This is a genomic window from Mycobacterium sp. EPa45 (assembly GCF_001021385.1).
In the GTDB taxonomy this organism is placed as follows: Bacteria; Actinomycetota; Actinomycetes; order Mycobacteriales; family Mycobacteriaceae; genus Mycobacterium.
This window is the reverse complement of sequence record NZ_CP011773.1, coordinates 203,139-221,502: the sequence shown is the minus strand read 5'-3', so window position 1 is coordinate 221,502 and position 18,364 is coordinate 203,139. Positions and strand designations below refer to the sequence as shown.

Annotated in this window: 21 protein-coding genes; 9 read left to right on the top strand and 12 right to left on the bottom strand. The window is 68.3% G+C overall.

From position 1 onward, the window contains the following. Positions 1-96 precede the first annotated feature (96 nt). On the top strand, positions 97-2,229 hold the full coding sequence (gene glgX, locus AB431_RS01075) for a glycogen debranching protein GlgX (RefSeq protein ID WP_047328385.1): 2,133 nt from the start codon (positions 97-99) through the stop codon (positions 2,227-2,229). Between the two features lie 229 nt (positions 2,230-2,458). Here the strand turns inward: glgX and AB431_RS01070 are convergent, their stop codons facing one another. Together AB431_RS01070 and AB431_RS01065 are read right to left on the bottom strand one after the other, a co-directional pair. Continuing rightward, complete coding sequence (locus AB431_RS01070) at positions 2,459-2,782, bottom strand: hypothetical protein (RefSeq protein ID WP_047328384.1); 324 nt, start codon at positions 2,780-2,782, stop codon at positions 2,459-2,461. A gap of 46 nt (positions 2,783-2,828) precedes the next feature. Continuing rightward, the gene (locus AB431_RS01065; RefSeq protein ID WP_047328383.1) at positions 2,829-3,434 is read right to left on the bottom strand and encodes a GNAT family N-acetyltransferase; all 606 of its coding nucleotides are present in this window, start codon (positions 3,432-3,434) and stop codon (positions 2,829-2,831) included. A 181-nt stretch (positions 3,435-3,615) separates the two neighbouring features. Here AB431_RS01065 and AB431_RS01060 point away from each other — a divergent pair, with 181 nt between their 5' ends. Next, the gene (locus AB431_RS01060; protein ID WP_047328382.1) at positions 3,616-4,359 is read left to right on the top strand and encodes a cutinase family protein; all 744 of its coding nucleotides are present in this window, start codon (positions 3,616-3,618) and stop codon (positions 4,357-4,359) included. Between the two features lie 37 nt (positions 4,360-4,396). Here the strand turns inward: AB431_RS01060 and AB431_RS01055 are convergent, their stop codons facing one another. From AB431_RS01055 to AB431_RS01035, 5 genes are all read right to left on the bottom strand, one after another. Then, on the bottom strand, positions 4,397-5,845 hold the full coding sequence (locus AB431_RS01055) for a serine/threonine-protein kinase (RefSeq protein WP_047328381.1): 1,449 nt from the start codon (positions 5,843-5,845) through the stop codon (positions 4,397-4,399). Between the two features lie 170 nt (positions 5,846-6,015). Continuing rightward, a complete protein-coding gene (locus AB431_RS01050) occupies positions 6,016-6,930 on the bottom strand; it encodes an SDR family NAD(P)-dependent oxidoreductase (protein ID WP_047328380.1) in 915 nt (304 codons plus the stop codon). Continuing rightward, positions 6,927-7,721, bottom strand: a complete 795-nt coding sequence (locus AB431_RS01045) for an enoyl-CoA hydratase/isomerase family protein (protein WP_047328379.1) — start codon at positions 7,719-7,721, stop codon at positions 6,927-6,929. The genes AB431_RS01050 and AB431_RS01045 overlap by 4 nt, the downstream gene beginning before the upstream one ends. 17 nt (positions 7,722-7,738) lie before the next feature. Beyond that, entirely contained in the window at positions 7,739-8,977 is a 1,239-nt protein-coding gene (locus AB431_RS01040) for an NRAMP family divalent metal transporter (RefSeq protein WP_047332947.1), read from the bottom strand. Then, positions 8,974-9,810, bottom strand: coding sequence for a magnesium transporter (locus AB431_RS01035; RefSeq protein WP_047328378.1), 837 nt, complete (start codon positions 9,808-9,810; stop codon positions 8,974-8,976). Before AB431_RS01035 ends, AB431_RS01040 begins: the two co-directional genes overlap by 4 nt. Positions 9,811-9,918: 108 nt before the next feature. Here AB431_RS01035 and AB431_RS01030 point away from each other — a divergent pair, with 108 nt between their 5' ends. Both AB431_RS01030 and AB431_RS01025 read left to right on the top strand, forming a co-directional pair. Beyond that, positions 9,919-11,214 carry an acyl-CoA dehydrogenase family protein gene (locus tag AB431_RS01030; protein WP_047328377.1) on the top strand — a complete coding sequence of 432 codons (1,296 nt, stop codon included), beginning with the start codon at positions 9,919-9,921 and terminating at the stop codon, positions 11,212-11,214. Positions 11,215-11,225: 11 nt separating this feature from the next. Continuing rightward, positions 11,226-11,891 (top strand): helix-turn-helix domain-containing protein, encoded by a 666-nt coding sequence (locus AB431_RS01025; RefSeq protein WP_047328376.1) that lies wholly within the window; start codon positions 11,226-11,228, stop codon positions 11,889-11,891. On the opposite strand, the gene AB431_RS01020 is transcribed toward AB431_RS01025, so the two are convergent. From AB431_RS01020 to AB431_RS01010, 3 genes are read right to left on the bottom strand one after another with little or no spacing between them, the layout of a single operon-like run. Further along, on the bottom strand, positions 11,861-12,655 hold the full coding sequence (locus AB431_RS01020) for an acyl-CoA thioesterase II (RefSeq protein ID WP_047328375.1): 795 nt from the start codon (positions 12,653-12,655) through the stop codon (positions 11,861-11,863). The two genes, AB431_RS01025 and AB431_RS01020, sit on opposite strands and share 31 nt — an antisense overlap. Beyond that, positions 12,652-13,866, bottom strand: coding sequence for a CoA transferase (locus AB431_RS01015; RefSeq protein ID WP_047328374.1), 1,215 nt, complete (start codon positions 13,864-13,866; stop codon positions 12,652-12,654). Before AB431_RS01015 ends, AB431_RS01020 begins: the two co-directional genes overlap by 4 nt. A 25-nt stretch (positions 13,867-13,891) precedes the next feature. After that, positions 13,892-14,197, bottom strand: a complete 306-nt coding sequence (locus AB431_RS01010; protein WP_082135503.1) for a hypothetical protein — start codon at positions 14,195-14,197, stop codon at positions 13,892-13,894. Positions 14,198-14,273: 76 nt separating this feature from the next. Here AB431_RS01010 and AB431_RS30945 point away from each other — a divergent pair, with 76 nt between their 5' ends. From AB431_RS30945 to AB431_RS00990, 5 genes are read left to right on the top strand one after another with little or no spacing between them, the layout of a single operon-like run. Further along, the gene (locus AB431_RS30945) at positions 14,274-14,444 is read left to right on the top strand and encodes a hypothetical protein (protein WP_200902682.1); all 171 of its coding nucleotides are present in this window, start codon (positions 14,274-14,276) and stop codon (positions 14,442-14,444) included. Between the two features lie 21 nt (positions 14,445-14,465). Continuing rightward, on the top strand, positions 14,466-14,966 hold the full coding sequence (locus AB431_RS01005) for a metallophosphoesterase (RefSeq protein WP_047328373.1): 501 nt from the start codon (positions 14,466-14,468) through the stop codon (positions 14,964-14,966). A 26-nt stretch (positions 14,967-14,992) separates the two neighbouring features. Continuing rightward, entirely contained in the window at positions 14,993-15,439 is a 447-nt protein-coding gene (locus tag AB431_RS01000; RefSeq protein ID WP_047328372.1) for a MarR family winged helix-turn-helix transcriptional regulator, read from the top strand. After that, positions 15,436-16,245 (top strand): ATP-binding cassette domain-containing protein, encoded by an 810-nt coding sequence (locus AB431_RS00995; RefSeq protein ID WP_047328371.1) that lies wholly within the window; start codon positions 15,436-15,438, stop codon positions 16,243-16,245. The genes AB431_RS01000 and AB431_RS00995 overlap by 4 nt, the downstream gene beginning before the upstream one ends. Continuing rightward, on the top strand, positions 16,235-17,059 hold the full coding sequence (locus AB431_RS00990; RefSeq protein ID WP_047328370.1) for an ABC transporter permease: 825 nt from the start codon (positions 16,235-16,237) through the stop codon (positions 17,057-17,059). The genes AB431_RS00995 and AB431_RS00990 overlap by 11 nt, the downstream gene beginning before the upstream one ends. Here the strand turns inward: AB431_RS00990 and AB431_RS00985 are convergent. Next, positions 17,048-17,494, bottom strand: coding sequence for a nitroreductase family deazaflavin-dependent oxidoreductase (locus AB431_RS00985; RefSeq protein ID WP_047328369.1), 447 nt, complete (start codon positions 17,492-17,494; stop codon positions 17,048-17,050). The genes AB431_RS00990 and AB431_RS00985 overlap by 12 nt on opposite strands. After that, on the bottom strand, positions 17,491-18,336 hold the full coding sequence (locus AB431_RS00980; RefSeq protein ID WP_047328368.1) for an NAD(P)H-binding protein: 846 nt from the start codon (positions 18,334-18,336) through the stop codon (positions 17,491-17,493). The genes AB431_RS00985 and AB431_RS00980 overlap by 4 nt, the downstream gene beginning before the upstream one ends. Positions 18,337-18,364: the final 28 nt, after the last annotated feature.

Here is an 18,364-nt window from a genome sequence, read left to right as displayed (position 1 = left end):
GCATTTGTCACCCCCGTCACAAACCTGTTCTGAGTGATTTGGCGGGCCCTGTTCCGGGGTACCCGGCACAGTCCATCCTGTCGATCGAGGAGTTTCATGACCAACGCTGCCACTTCCGAGGTGTGGCCCGGTAAGGCCTATCCCCTGGGCGCCTCCTACGACGGCTACGGCACCAACTTCGCGCTGTTCTCCGAAGTGGCCGAGCGGGTGGAGCTGTGCCTGTTTGCCGAGGACGGCACCGAGACGTGTATCCGCCTGCCCGAGGTGGACGGTTTCGTCTGGCACGGGTACCTGCCGGGCATCGAACCCGGCCAGCGTTACGGGTACCGGGTGCACGGCCCGCATGATCCCGCGGAAGGGCACCGCTGCAATCCGAACAAGCTGCTGCTCGATCCGTACGCCAAGGCCATCGACGGCCATTTCAACTGGAACCAGTCGCTGTTCGGCTACAACTTCGGCGACCCGGACAGCCGCAACGACGATGACTCGGCGGCGAGCATGCCGAAGTCCGTCGTCATCAACCCGTACTTCGACTGGGGAGTCGACCGCCCGCCGCAACGCGAATACGCCGACACTGTCATCTACGAGGCACACGTCAAAGGCCTGACCCAAACGCATCCCGACATTCCGGACGCGATCCGCGGGACGTACTCGGCCATCTCGCACCCGGCGATCATCGACCACCTGAAGGCGATCGGGGCCACGGCGATCGAGTTGATGCCCGTGCACCACTTCGCCAACGACTCCACCCTGATCGACAAGGGTCTGTCGAACTACTGGGGCTACAACACAATTGGGTTCTTCGCCCCCGACAGCAAGTATTCGGCCAGCGCGACTCCGGGTGGTCAGGTGCAGGAGTTCAAGGCGATGGTGCGGGCCCTGCACGAAGCCGGCATCGAGGTGATCCTCGACGTGGTCTACAACCACACCGCCGAGGGCAACCACATGGGGCCGACGCTGTCCTTCCGCGGGATCGACAACGCGGCCTACTACCGGCTCGTCGACGACGACAAGCGGTACTACATGGACTACACCGGCACCGGCAACAGTCTCAACGTCGGGCACCCGCATTCGCTGCAGCTGATCATGGACTCGCTGCGCTACTGGGTGACCGAGATGCACGTGGACGGCTTCCGTTTCGACCTTGCCTCAACCCTGGCCCGGGAGTTCTACGACGTCGACCGCCTGAGTGCGTTCTTCGAACTCGTGCAACAGGATCCGACCGTCAGCCAGGTGAAGCTGATAGCCGAGCCCTGGGACGTCGGCCCCGGCGGTTATCAGGTTGGCAACTTCCCGCCACAGTGGACGGAGTGGAACGGCAAGTTCCGCGACACAGTCCGCGACTTCTGGCGCGGCGAGGACGCCAGCCTGGGCGAGTTCGCCTCCCGGTTGACCGGCTCGGCCGACCTCTACGAGCACACCGCACGCCGCCCCGTCGCGTCGATCAACTTCGTCACCGCCCACGACGGCTTCACGTTGCGAGATCTGGTGTCCTACAACGAGAAACACAACGAGGCCAACGGCGAGGACAACAACGACGGCGAGAGCAACAACAGCTCGTGGAACTGCGGCGTCGAGGGTCCGACCGATGACCCGGAGATCAATGCCCTGCGAGATCGCCAGCAGCGCAACCTGATTGCTACCACGATCCTGTCCCAAGGCGTTCCGATGATCTGCCACGGTGACGAGCTGGGCCGCACCCAGGGCGGCAACAACAACGGTTACTGCCAGGACAACGAAATCACCTGGATCGACTGGGATTCGGCCAACGACGAGCTGCTGGGGTTCGTGGCGTCGGTCTCAGCGCTGCGCGCGGCCCATCCGGTGTTCCGTCGGCGGCGCTTCTTCAACGGGCGCCCGGTGCGGCGCCGGGGCAGTGAAGGCCTGCCGGACATCTCCTGGTTCCGTCCGGACGGCTCGGAGATGAGCGACGACGATTGGGACTCCGGCTTCGGCAAGTCGGTGGCGGTGTACCTCAACGGCCACGGCATACCTGATCTGGATGCCCGCGGGCAGCGCGTCACCGACGATTCGTTCGTGCTGTGCTTCAACGCCCACCACGAACCCATCGAATTCGTGCTGCCGCCGGCCGAGTTTGGTAAGGCTTGGCAACCTGTTGTCGATACGTCGGCGGCCGCGGGAGAGATCGACGATGCCGCCGTCGTGAAGGCGTCGACACCGATGCCGGTCGAGGCCCGATCGATGGTGGTGCTGCGGGCGTCGGAGTAGACACCTCCGACTTCAGACAACGGATCATGGCCGATCCCCTCCCCTCCGGGGGACCCGCCATGATCCGCTGCAGCGCTGGGCCGATTATCACAATCGGGGCACGCTCGATGCGCAGTTTTCACCAACTTGAATTCGAGAATTTTCATGACCCAGCAAACCGTCACACATCGCCGCATACATCAATTGCCGCTGATGCGACACGTCTAGCTCCGGGCTCGGCGCGCCGCCATCACTCCACGACGGGGTACAGCGACTCGCCGTCCTCGGGTGTGCCGCTGACCTGACCGTGGTGGGCGCGATCCGGGGGCGTGTCATCGGGTTCGATGTCCTCGATCACGTCCGGCTCCTCTTCGCTGAGCTTTGCCTCCAGCGATTCGCCCCCGCGCTCCTCGCGCGCGGTCATGCCGAATTTCGTCGCCCCACTCCAGCCGTCGGGCGGATCGACGACCTCGTCGCCATCGGCGTTGCGCACCTCGTCGGAGTCGAGCGACTCGCTCCCGCTCAAGGTGTCTCCGGGGCCGCCTTCTGCGGGGAAATCCGCTGGATTGGTCATGCGAACCGCGTGCCCTGCGGTCCGGATGACTAAACCGGCGGCACCGTCATCGAGGCGCCCGCCACATCGGCCACAGTGATGGGCCACCCTCGGGCAGGGCGAGTTCCCCGGTCACCTCGAAGCCGAACCGTTGGTAGTAGGGGATATTGTCGGGGTTGCTGGACTCCAGGTAGGCCGGGGCGTATTCGGCGTCGCACCGATCCAGCCGCGAGCTCATCAACGCATGGCCAAAGCCGCTGCCGCGCACTGCGGGGTCGCTGCCGATGATGCCCAAATACCAGTGCGGCTCCTCCGGATGATGCTCCTTCATCAGGTCGGTGACCATCCGGCCGGCAGCGAGCCGGCCCCGGAATGCCCGGATCACGCCGGGCAGCATCGCCAGCTGCTCGCGCGGTGACTGCTGCCAGCCGCCGGGTGGGTCCCACAGCGCGGCCGCCGTGATGCCGCCCTCGGACACCGCCACCTCCGTGCCACGCCCGGCCAGAAAGTGGTGGCGAGTCAGGGCGCTGAACAACCCCGGCAGTGCGGCCTTGCGGCGCGCGGCGTCGGGTTGCACCCACGCCATCACCGGATCGTCGTGGAAGGCCCTCGCCAACACCCGCGCCAATGCCGGAATATCGGCCCTGCGGGTGGGACGGACTTCGATGGGCACTACTGCAGGCTAGTCACTCAAATTAAGCGCAGCCTGGCGCTGCGACCACTCCCACAGCCGGGCGGACTGTTCGACCTCGAGGCGTAAGACCCGTGCTGGTTTACCCGGTATTGGCCATGGGTAGGTCGACTTTGCCGGCCGATCCCCTCGGTCATGCCACGAATCGACCCGAGGACCCGACATGACACTTCGACACCTGCCTCGGCTCCTCGGCGCCGCCACCGTCTCTGCGAGCGCAATCCTCTGCGGGACTGTCGTCCCGGCCGCGTCGGCCGCGCCCTGCTCCGACGTGGAGGTCGTCTTTGCGCGCGGCACCGGAGAGCAGCCCGGCGTCGGCGGTGTCGGCCAGTCGTTTGTGGACGCGTTGCGCGCGCAGCTCGGCCCGCGATCGCTGAACGTCTACGCGGTCAACTACGCCGCCAGTAACGACTTCAACGATCGAGAGGGGCTGGCCCGCACCGTGATCGACGGCGTCCGCGACGCGGACAACCACATCGAGGCCACGGCGGCGAATTGCCCCAACACCAGGATCGTGCTCGGCGGGTACTCCCAGGGCGCAGCGCTCGCCGCGTACGTCACCGCCGACCGCGCGCCTGCCGGTGTGCCCGCCTCTGCGGTGCCCGCGGCGGTGCCCGCCAGCGCAGCGAACCACGTTGCGTCGGTGGCACTGTTCGGCACGCCGTCGCCGGAGTTCCTCGCCCAGTACGACGCACCGCAGTTGACCATCGGATCGAACTTCGCCACCAAGACACTGCAGCTGTGCGCGCAGGGCGACACCATCTGCGACGGCACACCCAGCGGCGGACCGACCGTGGCGCACGCGTCCTACGGGTTCAACGGGATGACCGCTCAGGCCGCGAGCTACGCCGTCGACCGCATCGCCCCGGTTCCGGTGGCCGCCGCCTCGGGCCCGCCCAACGGCTAGGAAGCCGCACTCTCTCGCTCGACGGTCTCACCGCCGGTTAGTCGGCCGACCCGTACTCCAGCGCCGGCTCCGCCGAGTCGACGTGCCCGTTGCTGACGATCGTCAGCTCGTCGGGCCGCAACAGATAGCGGGCGCCATCGGCCGGGTTTACGGCGTCATAGCCGCCGTCGGCCGGCACCGCGTTGGACAGGCGCACGTTGGCGCCGTCGCGCAGGCGTTCGCCGTGGTAGTAGTAGCTGCCGGGCGCATCGCGGCAGATCACCGCCAGCGACAACGAGGTCCGGATCGCGGACACCAGCGAGCTGCCCGCGTCGCACCGGGCAGCATGATCGACGAAGCCCAGCGCATCGGTGTTGGACACGCCGGCGACGCGCGCGACGCTGCTCGGCGGGCCGGTAATCGACTTGGCGGTCGACGCCGGGGGTGCGGCCAGCGGACTCTGCGGCTGCGACGCCGTCCCGCCGCCAGTGAACACGATCGCCGCCGCCAAGCCCGCCGCCATGGCGAACATCGCGACCGTCCCGGCGAGCAGAGCCTTTTGGGTCCTGCTGAACCGTGAGCTCACGACCGGCGCCGGGGCCGGCTGCAGGCGGTGGGGCCGTTCGGCCGGGAACTGCCGGGTGTGCGGCGGGGTCGACACCCCCGGCGCCGTGTGCAGAGCAGCCGACGCCGCCCTGGCCAACTCGCCCGCCGACGAGAACCGCTCGGCCGGGTTCTTCGCCACGCCCCTGGCGACGACGGCGTCGAAGGCGGGGCTCAGGCCGGGCCGCGCCTCGCTGGGACGTGGCGGTGGCGCGAACATGTGCGCGCTCATCAGCTGCCGGATGTCGGCCGCCTCGAACGGGGCCCGGCCGGTCAGGGACTCGAACAGCAGACACGTCAGCGAGTAGACGTCCGACGGCGGACCGCCCGGCTCGCCGCTCAGCCGCTCGCTGGCCATGTACGCACACGACCCGATGATCAAGCCGGTCTTGGTGACGCTCGCCTCGCCGCCGCCATAGGCGATGCCGAAGTCGACCAGGTAGGCGAAGTCGTCAGCGGTGAGCAGCACGTTTTCCGGCTTGACGTCCCGGTGGACCAGCCCGTTGGCATGGGCCGCGTCCAGCGCGGCGGCGACCTGCCCGACGATCGACACCGCCCGCGCTGGGGTTAGCACACCCTTGACCCGCAACTCGTCCCTGACGCTGCCGCCCTCGACCAACCGCATGTCGATGTACAGCACACCGTCGATCTCGCCGAAGTCGTGCACCGGGATGACATGCGGCTCCTGGAGGCGTGCGGCGATGCGGGACTCGCGGCGGAACCGGTCCCGATAGCTCGGGTCGGCCGCCACGTCGGCGCGAAGCAGCTTGAGCGCCACCGTCCGCTCCCGCACGGTGTCGTAGGCCCGGTAGACCTCGCCCATACCGCCGAGACCGATCAGTTCCTGCAGCTCGTAGGGCCCGAATCGCGTGCGTGGATGCCGCCCAGCACCCAGGGACACCATGGCCGCTCCCTCCCTGCTGCCGCGTGACCGCGCGTGCGTCATTGAAGGGGTGTTCCCACTCACGTTCAGCTCAACCCGCCTCCGCGGTGCCCAACCAGGCTCGATGCCGAACTCGAAGCAGCACAAAGCAATTGCTTCTGCCGCACCGCGTGATGTACGCGGAGTTCGAGTCAACCTTCCGCCGGCGTGTCCGACCAGACTCCCGCACCCAAATTGAGCGCAGCCTGGCGCTGCGACCAGTCCCACAGCCGGGCGGCCTGCTCGGGGTCGACCGCCCACGGCGCGTATCCGCCCTCGACGCCGTCGGCCATCGCATCGGCGATGCGGCAGTCCTCGAGATAGAGCCCGCCGCGCCCGTCGAGCTCGGAGCTGGTCGCCGCCCACACCGTGGTCGCCGCACCATGCTCGACGTCGGTCACCTCGAGATTGGCCAGGGTGCCGCCCGCGCCGAAGTCGTCGCGGGTCATGTGCCGGGCGAGGTCGGTGAACACCACCCCGGGATGCACCGCGAACGAGTGCACCCCGCGCGGTCCCCATCGCCGCTCGGCTTCGACGGCGAACAGCACATTGGCGGTCTTGCTCTGCCCGTAGGCCTGCCACTTGTCATACGAACTCTCGTCGTCATAGTTCGGGTCATCCCAACGGATTCCGCCGAGCTGGTGCCCGCGACTACTGACGTTGACGATCCGGCTGCCGTCCACGAAGCGGGCGGCCAGCCCGGTGGTGAACACGAAGTGGCCGAGATGGTTGGTGCCGAGCTGCATTTCGTAGCCCTGCTCGGTGCGCATCAGTGGTGGCGCCATCACCCCGGCGTTGTTGATCAACACGTCGATGCGGTCATGCCGCGCGGCGATCGCTTCGGCTGCGTCGCGCGCCGAGCGCAGGTCGCCGAGTTCGAGTTGCACGGTCTCGCAGTCGATCGCCGCCCGCGTCTTGTCCAGATCGCGTACCGCGGCGACGATCTCGGCGCCTGCCGCTTGCATGACGCGGGCGGTCTGCAACCCCAGTCCCGTCGAAGCCCCAGTGATGACGACGGTGCGACCGGTCAGGTCGACACCAGAGAGAACCTCGGCGGTCGTGCTCATGCGGGGTCTCCCGTCTCGCTGGCCGTGGACCGCCACACCGGGGGCCGCTTCTCCCGCCAGGCGGCCGGCCCCTCGGCCGCGTCCGGCCCGCCCATCAGTTTCAGGTGCACCGTAGTCTCCTCGGCCGCAACGGTGTCGGCGTCGGTCTCACTCCACAACAGCCGCTTGCTGTAGGCCACCGAGGCCGGGTTGGCGTTGACCGCGACATCGCGGGCCAGCTCCAGCGCCGTAGCCAGCACGTCGCCGGCGGGCAGCGCGCGGCTGGCGATCCCGAACTCGGCGGCCTGCGCGCCGGTGAAGCCGCGTCCGGTGAGCAGGATGTCGGCGGCCACGGCCAGCCCGACGGCGCGCTTGAGGGTGGAGTGCACGCCACAGTCGCCGACCATGCCGCGGCGCACCTGCGGGATCGCGAGTGTGGCATCCTCGGCGACCAGCCGGATGTCGCACTGCAGCGCCAGAGTCAGGCCGATGCCGATCGCGGGCCCGTTGATCGCGGCGATCACCAGCTTGCGCACCCGCCAGGCCGGCGGCTGGACGGGAGAGGCGCTGAAGCCCGGCTGCGGGCTGCCGAAGGCTGCGGCGGCGGCGGTCATGTCGGCCCCGGCGCAGAATGCCCGGCCGGCACCGGTGACGACCACTGCGCGGACGGCGTCGTCGGTGTCGCACCGGCGGTAGGCGTCGCCGAGCCGGCGGGCGGTGTCCGGCGAGAACGCGTTGAGCCGCTCCGGGCCGTCCAGGGTGATCAGGGCGACGCCGCAGTCGTCGACGTCGATGCGAACTGTGGTGGTCATGGCGCGGTCCTTCCTGCTCAACCGAGCACGGTGGTGACGCCGAGCGTCAGAACGCACAACACCACCACCGCGGTGGTCACGACGTAGCCGATCAGCGCGGTGCGACCGATGACGAACCGGCCCATGAGGTCGGCGTCGCAGCCCAGCCCGATCATCGCGAACAGCAGTGGCACCAGCAGCACGGCGTTGAGCACCTGGGTACCGACCAGGATCGCCACCAGCGGTGCATTCGGAGACAAGACGATGGCCGCGCCGATCAGGGTGACGATCCCGTAGGTCAGGTAGAACGTGCGGGCCTCGGGGTATTTGTCGTCGACCGCGGCTTCCACACCGGCGTATTCGCAGACCGAATAGGCGGTGGACAGCGGCAGGATCGATGCAGCCAGGAACGCGGCACCGATCAACCCGATCCCGAACAGCGTTCCGGCGGCCTTACCGGCGAGCGGTTGCAGTGCGACGGCGGCGTCGGCGGCGTCGGCGATGTGGTGCCCGTCGCGGTGCAGCGTCGCCGCGCAGGCGACCACGACGAAGAACCCGATGACCCCGGTCAGTACGGCCCCGGTCACGACGTCCACCCGCTCGAGCGGCAGATCGTCGGTGCGCAGTTTCTTGTCGACGGCGTAGGACTGCATGAACGACAGACCCCACGGCGCCAGAGTGGTGCCCAGCGTTGCGGTGACGATCGCGATCGCGGACCCGGTCATCGGCATCGTCGGCACGAAAGTCCCGCGCAGTGCCGCCCCCCAGTCCGGGCCGGCCAGGAATCCCGAAGCGATGTAGGCCAGGAACACGGTGGACAAAGCCAGCAGGAGATGCTCGACGCGGTGGAAGCTGCCACGCAGGACGAGCAGCGAAACCATCGCCGCCGCCACCGGCACGCTGATGTACCGGCTGACCCCGAACAGCTCGGAACCTGCTGCAATGCCGGCGAATTCGGCACATGTCGTGCCGATGTTCGCAACGACGAGGGCGGCCAGTACGGCGCCGCCCACCCGGACGCCGTAACGCTGGCGCACCAGCCCGATCAGTCCCTGACCGGTGACCACACCCATCCGGGCGGCCAGGCTGTGGAACACGATCAGGGCGACCGTGGACAACAGCAGGACCCACAGCAGCTGGTAGCCGTGGTCGGCCCCGAGCACCGAGTAGGTGGTGATCCCGGCCGGATCGTCGTCGGACAGTCCGGCGAGCAGTCCGGGTCCCACGACGGCGAGCAGCGCACCGAACCTCTTCGTGGTACGCCCTGGTGCGGTCACGACGACACTCTCCGGACGTGCCGACGCCGCGGCCAGACCCGCGAGCGCAGGAAGGGCCGGCCCTGCCATGCCGACGCGTGTTCCAGCCGCCGACGCCACGTACCGGCATGTTCGATCGGCATCGCTGCCATGATCCGTGCGGCCTCGGCGGGGCGCATTGCCCGCAGAACCCGTTCGCCCACCGCCGGGTGGGCGGTGCGGACGACGTCGGCGGCGACATCGGGTCCTTCGGCCGCCAATATCTCGGCAGCCGACTCGGTATCCACGTGACTGACCAGTGCGGCAAGTCCGCGTGCATCGAGGTGGTGCACGGCAGCCCGCGGACTGGCCAGCTGAACGGCGTGCCCGCGCTCCGACGTCAGATGTAGATCCGACCAGGCGATGACGTCCGGGCCGGGACGTGTGGCCAATCGGCCCAGGCCGAGTCGGCGCAGCACCGCCGCGAAGCCGACCTCGACCCCCACGAGTTCGATGCCGCCGTACCCGGTGCGAGCCAGGACGACGTCGGCGACGCGGGCCAGTCGCTGACCGACGATGTCGACGACCTGGGTGTCCAGCACGTCTCGCGCCAACCGAATTTCGTGCTCACCCAGCTCCGCGGTCGCGTACCGGTCGAAGCGACCGGCAAGGACGATGTGGTGGTAGCCGAACCTGGCCACCTGATCCCACGGAACCAGCAGTGCCGCGCCGTGAGGGCGTTTGACCAGCACCCGCTCGACCCGATGCAGGCCGGACTTCTGGGCGAGGCTGACGGTCAGATCGGCCAGCCGGCCGATCACCTGGCCGTCGGGCCCTCGCACATCTTGACCGGTGATCCGGCTGAGCAACAGCACGGTGGAAGCATGCCTGATCGCTGCGGCGCTTCATCGCAAGTCATTGATTAATGCAGATGCATGAAGTTATGATCGCGGCGCCTTAACACCCGACCTGAGGACGACACCATGTGGGACTTCGAGACCGACCCGGAATACCAGGAGAAGCTCGACTGGGTCGAGGAGTTCATGCGCGAGAAGCTGGAGCCCCTCGACTTCGCCCCGCTGGACCCGTACGAGAAAACCAACCCCCAGGTGCTCAAGGTATTGCGCCCGCTGCAGCAGGCGGTCCGCGAGCAGGGTTTGTGGGCGGCACATCTGGGCCCGGAGCTGGGCGGCCAGGGCTACGGGCAGGTCAAGCTGGCGCTGTTGAATGAGATCGTCGGGCGGTCCCGTTGGGCCCCTTCGGTTTTCGGATCGCAGGCACCCGACTCCGGCAACGCCGAGATCCTGGCCATGTTCGGCACCGACGAGCAGAAGGAGCGCTACCTGCAGCCACTGCTCAACGGTGAGATCTCGTCGTGCTACTCGATGACCGAACCGCACGGCGGCTCGGATCCCGGACTGTTCACCACCCACGCCGAGCGCGACGGTGACGAGTGGGTGATCAACGGCGAGAAGTGGTTCTCTTCCAATGCCCGCAACGCCAGCTTCTTCATCGTCATGGTGGTCACCAGCCCGGAAGCCCGCACGCACCAGAAGATGTCGCTGTTCATCGTGCCGGCCGAGACACCCGGCATCGAGATCATTCGCAACGTCGGCGTCGGCGGTGAGTCCGACGACCGGGCCGGGCACGGCTACATCCGTTACAACGACGTCCGGGTGCCTGCCGACCACGTACTCGGCGGCGAGGGCCAGGCCTTCGCGATCGCGCAGACCCGGCTCGGCGGCGGCCGCGTGCATCACGCCATGCGCACAATCGCATTGGCGCGCAAGGCTTTCGACATGATGTGCGAGCGGGCGGTGTCGCGCCAGACCCGCCGCGGTCCGCTCGGCGACTACCAGATGACGCAGGAGAAGATCGCCGACAGCTGGATTCAGATCGAACAGTTCCGGCTGCTGGTGCTGCGCACCGCGTGGAAGATCGACAAGTACCACGACTACCAGAAGGTGCGCCGCGACATCGCCGCGGTGAAGGTCGCGATGCCGCAGGTGCTGCATGACGTGGTGCAGCGGGCGATGCATCTGCATGGGGCACTGGGTGTTTCCGACGAGATGCCGTTCGTGAAGATGTTGGTGGGTGCGGAGTCGCTGGCGATCGCCGACGGTCCCACCGAGGTCCACAAGCTGACCGTGGCCCGCCGCACGCTCAAGGAGTACGAGCCCGTGGACACCCTGTTCCCGTCGCAGCACATCCCGACCCGGCGCGCGGCGGCCCAGGCCACGCTGGCCGAACTTCTCGAACACGAGGTCGCACAGCTGTGACGGCGCAGTAGATGGCTGCCGACACCTCGGCCAATCTGGTGTCGACGGCCGAGCGGCTGTTCGCCGAACGCGGGGTCGACGCGGTCAGCCTGCGGGAGATCGCCCGTGAGGCGGGGGCCCGCAACGTGATGGCGGTCCAGTACCACTTCACCGACCGGGCCGGGGTGCTGGCCGCGATCGCCGACAAGCACCTGCCGGTGGTGGACGCTCGCCGCGATGCGCTGCTCGACGGCATCGAGAGCGACACTGAGCCCTCCATGCGGGCGATGGCCTCGGCGCTGGTCCGCCCGCTGGCCGCCAAGCTGGCCGACGCCGACGGCGGTCCGGCGTTCCTGCGGATTCATGCCGACCTGCTGAATCGTCCGGTGCCTTCGTTCGACCTGACCGGACGCTCCGGCAGCCTGCAGCGCTGGCGGACGCTGCTGGAGCCGACACTCGACCCGGTGGCCGTCACGCTGCATCCCCGGCTGGGTGCGCTGGTGTACGCCGCGGTGGAGTTGGGCCGCCGCGCCACCACGGCACCGCATGCGGACGACCGCCTGTTCACCAGCCATCTTGTCGACACCGTCGCCGCGATGCTGGCCGCGCCCCTGTCGGAGGAGACCCGCTCGCTGGCCACAGAACGGCAGGCCCGCCGGTCGCGGCCTCAGGTGCGGACGATCGCCAGCCCTTCCTGAACCAGCGTGGCGGTCAAGATCCGGTCGGCGTCATAGAGGTTCAGAGTCACCAGGCCGCGGCCGCGGGCGGCGGCCGGTGACCGGGACTCGAGCAGGTTCCACTGTTCGGCGTGGATCGGCCGGTGAAACCAAATCGACGAGTCGGTGGTGGCGGTCCGGTGGCTGCGGTCGACCATCGAATGGCCGTGCACCTGTAGCACCGGATCGATGCCGTAGATGTCGGTGACGTAGACCGCAGCGCAGGCGCCCAGCCACGCCGGACCGTCCAGCGGCACGGTGACCCGCCACCACAGCCGGCGCACGAATTCGCCTGTGCTGCGGTCATCGTCGGTGCGGATGTCGATCTCGTCGAGCGGCAGCGACGGGGCCGGGCCGATGGGGCCGGTGGCGGGCAATTGCTCGGGCTCACCGGAGGTTGTCGCCTGTGCAGCGTGCTCGGGACCGTCGGCCGCGGCGGAGAACGACACCGTCGCGGCGGTCAGCAACCGGCCTTCCTGGCGGGCCAGTACCCGCCGCGACGCCGTGGTGCGGCCGTCGTAGACGTACTCGACCTCGTAGTGGACCGGCGCGCCCGCGTCCCCGCCGCGCAAGAACTGGACGTGCACCCTGTGTGCCTTGTCGGCGTCGACGGTGTGGCAGGCCGCGGCCATGGCCTGCGCGGCGAGGTGGCCACCGTAGGCGCGTTTGTCCGGCGGCCCGCTCGCTTCGCCCACGAAGCCGGATTCAGCGGGTGCGACGTTCAGGAGCCGGGACAGCACGCTCACTTCGGACCGGATCCCATTGTGACAGTTCCAGATTCGACCAGCGTAGCGATCTCATCGTCAGCCAGCCCGAGCTCGGCCAGTACCGCCGCGGTGTCGTCGCCGAGCGCGGGTGCGGGCTGGGCCGCGATGTGGGCACCGTCGACCGACATCGGCAGTCCGGGCGCCAGATAGTCGCCGATCCGGGGCTGCGACAGCACGCTGAACAACGGGTTGTTCGTCACGCGCGGATGTCGGGCGACCTCCGCGAAGTCCAGGTAGCGATCCCAGAGGACCGAACTGGCCGACAGCGCGGCGGTCACCTCCTCGGCGGTGTGGCCGGCGAACCACGGCGCGAACAGGCCGGTCAGCACCGCACGGTGTTCGTAGCGCTGACCCTCGTCGGTAAAGTCCGCGCCCAGCGCTTCGGCAACGGCGGCAACGGCTTTCGTGGTCCCGGTCAGCTCGGCGAGATCCCGGAAGTGCCGGTTGGTCAGTGCCACCAGCATGAAGGTCGCGCCGTCACTGCTCGTGTAGTTCTCGCCGTACTGGCCGTAGATCGAGTTGCCCAGACGGGGCCGCTGCGCGCCGGTGACCATCGGCTCGGTGAGGAAGCCGAGGTTGGCCGCGGTGGCCAGCGCCACGTCGTCCAGCGGCAGCCGGATGCGGCTGCCCACCCCGGCGGTGTCACGCCGGCGCAGAGCGACCAGGATCGCCAGCGCGGCATACAGACCGCAGCTGACGTCCCAGGCCGGGAGCACGTGGTTGACCGGGCCGCTCTGGGTTGGCGACCCGGTGACCAGCGGAAAACCGGTGGCGGCGTTGACGGTGTAGTCCACCCCGGTGGATCCGTCGCCGCGTCCGACGACTTCCAAATGGATCAGGTCTGGGCGCACAGCGCTGAGCTCTTCGTATGAATGCCATTGCCGCCCAGCGACATTGGTGATCAGAATGCCCGCATCCGCGATCAACCGGGAAACCAGCTGCTGCCCGTCCGCCGAGCGCATGTCGGCGCCCACCGAGCGTTTGCTCTTGTTGAGACCGGCCCAATAGATGCTCTCGCCGGCCTCGGTCAAGGGCCAGCGCTTGTAGTCGGCGGCACCGCCGACCGGGTCGACCCGGATGACTTCAGCGCCCAACTGGGCCAGTGTCATCCCGGCCAACGGCACGGCCACGAAGCTGGAGATCTCGACGATGCGGACACCGGCCAGCGGCAGGTCAGGCGTATCGGTCACCCGACGAGTATGGCGGGTGCCCCGCTCACCACACCGCGACGGGCACACCCAGGCACAGCAGCATCAGCGCCAGCAGAAACCAGCCCGCGCCCTGCCAGATGGGCCAGGTGCCCTCGGCGCGCCAAACGCGATAGGTCTGCACCAGCGCACCGACCCCACCGACGAACAAGGTGACCGGCACCAGGATGCCCGCGACCCGAGAGTGCCACCCCCATGCCGCCGCCAGTGCCACACCGGCAACCACCACCACGGCGACCACATAGGTGACCGCCGCACGGAAGGCCGCCGGATCGTGCCAGCGCTTCTCCACATCATTGCGGTTCATGTTCATCGCGTTTCCAGCGTAGGCCTGGATAAACACTGGTGCGAGCGGTTGGCTGCCCTGGCCACGGGGTAGTCCCGCGTCCATGACTAACCCCACGAACGACAAGAGCGAAGAGGACGTCCACGAGGACCCGAAGGTCGCGTCCTCGCGGGAGGGCAAGGACGGCGACGACGGCTCCTACGTCGGCGAGACGGGACCCGACGACTCGTTCGACGCCGGCGAGACCGGCGCGGAGGCCCGCAGCGAGGGCTGAGATCGGTGAGAGGATCGCCGTATGCGCCTGCTGCTGCTGGCCGACACACACCTCCCCAAGCGCGCCCGCGACCTGCCGCCCCAGGTCTGGGACGAAGTCGAGCGGTCCGACGTCGTCATCCACGCCGGTGACTGGGTCGAGGTCGGCCTGCTCGATGAGTTGGCCGCGCGGTCGCGGCGTCTGATCGCGTGCTGGGGCAACAACGATGGCCCGGAACTGCGGGCGCGTCTGCCGGAGCGCGCCGAGGCGACGTTGGACGGTCTGCGCTTCACCGTCGTGCACGAAACAGGTGCGGCGTCCGGCCGGGAAGCCCGGATGGCGCAGCAGTATCCGCATACCGACGTGCTGGTCTTCGGGCACAGCCACATCCCGTGGGATACCACCGCGCGGACCGGCCTGCGGCTGCTGAACCCGGGCTCACCGACCGACCGGCGCCGTCAGCCGTTCTGTACCTACATGACCGTCGACACCCGTCCGGGGGTGCTCTCCGATGTGCGGGCGCACCGCATCGAGAAGACTTAGCTCTGCAACAGAGCTAATGTGGAGGGGTGAGCCTTCGCACCGATCTCGTCGCCGAGCTGTTCGGCACTGTCGGCAGATTTCGCCGTACTGTCCGTCGCGCTGCGGGTGCCTCCTTCGTCGGGCTGACCGAATCGCAGGCCGAGTTGTTGCGCTTGGTCGGCCGGCAGCCGGGCATCTCGGTCAGTGCGGCCGCCGCTGAACTGGGGCTGGCGGCCAACACCGCCTCGACACTGGTGTCCAAGCTCTCGGCGGAGGGCCTGCTGGTGCGCACCCCCGATCCCGACGATCGCCGCGTCGGTCGCCTCGAGCTCACCCCGCCGGCGCAGAAGCTCGCCGACGCCTCCCGGGCGGCACGGCGCGCAGCGCTGGCCGAAGCACTCGACGAACTCGACGAGGACGACACTCGTGCCCTGGCTGCGGGGATGCGGGTGCTGGCCGAGCTCACCACGAAACTGCGAGAGAAGCGTTCATGACCGCGCCCGCGATCGACTGCCAGAACCTGACGCACCGTTACGGCGACTTCACCGCCGTCGACGACCTGACGTTGCAGGTGCAACCCGGCGAGACCCTGGGGCTGCTGGGGCCCAACGGTGCCGGCAAGACCACCGTGGTGCGGGTGTTGACGACGCTGACCCCGGTGCAGCACGGGCGGGTCCGCGTGTTCGGCCTCGACTCGCGACGCGACACCATGGACATCCGGTACAACCTCGGCTATGTGCCGCAACAGCTTTCGATCGAGCCGGCGCTGACCGGGCGGCAGAACGTGGAGTGGTTCGCCCGGCTGTACGACGTGCCGCGCGCGGCGCGTAAGCGGCGGGTCGACGAGGCGCTGGATGCCATGCAGCTGACCGACGTCGCCGACCGGCTGGCCAACACCTATTCCGGCGGCATGGTCCGCCGCCTGGAGCTGGCCCAGGCCCTGGTGAACCAGCCGTCGCTGCTGATTCTCGACGAGCCGACGGTCGGCCTGGATCCCATTGCCCGCGACGGTGTCTGGACGCAGGTGCAGAACATGCAACAAGAGTTCGGCATGACGGTGCTGCTGACCACCCACTACATGGAGGAGGCCGACGTGCTGTGCGACCGAGTGGCGTTGATGCACCACGGCCGGCTGCGGGCGGTCGGAACCCCGGGCGAACTCAAGGCCACGGTCGGTCCAGAAGCGACCCTGGAGGACGTCTTCCGGCACTACGCCGGATCCGGACTCGACGACACCGCAACCCAATCCGGCCTCGGTGGGATCAGGGCGGGACGGAAGGCGGCGCGCAATGCCGGTTGATTCCGCTGCCGGTACCCGGATACTGCGGGCACCGCGCGGCTGGCGGCGGGTGCCCAGCCTGGCCGCCCGGATGCAGACGTTCGCCTGGGTCGAATTGCAGAAGCTGCGCCATGACCGCACCGAGCTGATCACCCGGACGGTGCAACCGGCGTTGTGGCTGTTGATCTTCGGCACCACGTTCAACCGGCTGCACGTGATCAACACCGGCTCGGTGCCGTATCTGGAGTTCCTGGCACCGGGCATCATCGCGCAGTCGGCGCTGTTCATCTCGATCTTCTACGGCATCCAGATCATCTGGGACCGGGATGCCGGGATCCTGGCCAAGTTGATGGTGACCCCGACTCCGGCATCGGCGTTGGTCACCGGCAAGGCGTTCGCCGCCGGAGTGCGGTCGGTGGCGCAGGTGATCGGCGTGCTGGTGCTGGCCTACCTGATGGGCATCCAGATGACGCACAACCCGCTGCGGATCGTGGCCGCGATGGGTGTGGTGATGCTCGGGTCGGCGTTCTTCGCCTGCCTGTCGATGACGCTGGCCGGGCTGGTGCGCAACCGGGACCGGCTGATGGGCATCGGGCAGGCGATCACCATGCCGCTGTTCTTCGCGTCGAATGCGTTGTATCCGGTCGCGGTCATGCCGGAATGGCTGCGGTGGTTGTCTCGGGTGAATCCGCTGAGCTACGAGGTGGATTCGCTGCGGCTGCTCTTGGTGGGCATGCCCTCGGCCCATCCGTGGCTGGACCTCGGTGTGCTGGCGTTGGCCGCGGTGGTCGGTATCGCCGCCGCGTCGGGACTGCTGCGCCGGCTAGTCCGGTAGATCGTCGAAGCGGAACACCGCGAGTGTGCCTGCCAGCGCCTCGAACTCGTCGGGAGTGCCCTGCTGCACCAGCCCCGAATGCTTGGCGAACATCACGCCGACGGGGACCTGTTCGGGGAAGGCGCGCAACACCGGCCTGGACTCCTCGGCACCGAGTTCGACGATTCTGACCGAGCGGGATCGACGTCCGCGGCTCAGCGTTCCGGCGCCGGCCGCCTTGGCGTTGCGCGCCCAGTCCGCGCCGGGGTAGCCGGCGACGGTGTACAGGCCGCCGTCGAACTCGAACGGTGTCATCGGTGTGCTGCGTGGCTTGCCGGACTTGCGGCCCGGGACGGTGAGCACACAGGCGGGCCCGGTGTGTACCCCGAGCTTCTGCACGGCCATCATGAGCCGATTCATCGGCTTGAGCCAGCGCGGTGGTTGGGGGTTGGTCATGTCAGCTCCTCGGTGAACAACGCCGTGTGGGCGTGCGCCCATTGCGCGAACGGGGTTGCCGGGCGGCCCAGGATCTTCTCGACGTCATGGGTGACAAGGGCGGGTGATGTCGCGGTGGTCGCCAGCATCGCGATGTAAGCGTCGGCGAAGTCGGCGGAGAATCCGTTCTCGATGAAGCGCTTGCGCACGAACTCGGCAGGAATTTCCTGATAGCGCAGCGGCCGGTGCAGGACCGCACCGAGGATCTCGACCAGCTCGGCATTGGTCAGCGATTGCGGCCCGGTCAGCGGAACCCGTTGCCCATCAAGTTCATCGGTCAGCAGCGCACGAGTCGCGACCGCCGCGATATCGGCCTCGGCGATCGGCGCGATGGAGGCCGAGGAGTACGGCCCGGCGACCACGTCGCCCGCGCGGATTTGTGCCCCCCACATGCCGGGAAAGTTGGATGCGAACACCGTCGGGCGCAGGCTGACCCACGGCACACCCGACCCGGCGGCGAGTTGTTCACACTCCCGGTTCCGGTCGTCGCGATATCGCGACGGTTGGCGTGTGTCGTCATCGTCGGCGTTGATCGCCGACAATGCCACCAGCTTGCCGACGTCGTGCCGGTATGCCGAGGACACCACATCGGTCAGCCCCGCTCCGAGCGCTCGGGAGTTGAGGAACACTGCCGACGCACCTTTCAACGCCTCTGCCGCATCGGGCACTTCATCGACAGCGGGCGGGAACCCGGCCCGGCCCGGCCGCCGGGTCACCGCCCGTACGTGCGCGCCCGCCTTGAGTAGTTGCTCGACGATCGGCCGGCCGACGTTGCCGCTCGCTCCGGTTACCACGACGGTCATCTCGCGTCCTTTCTGTGGGTACAAGACA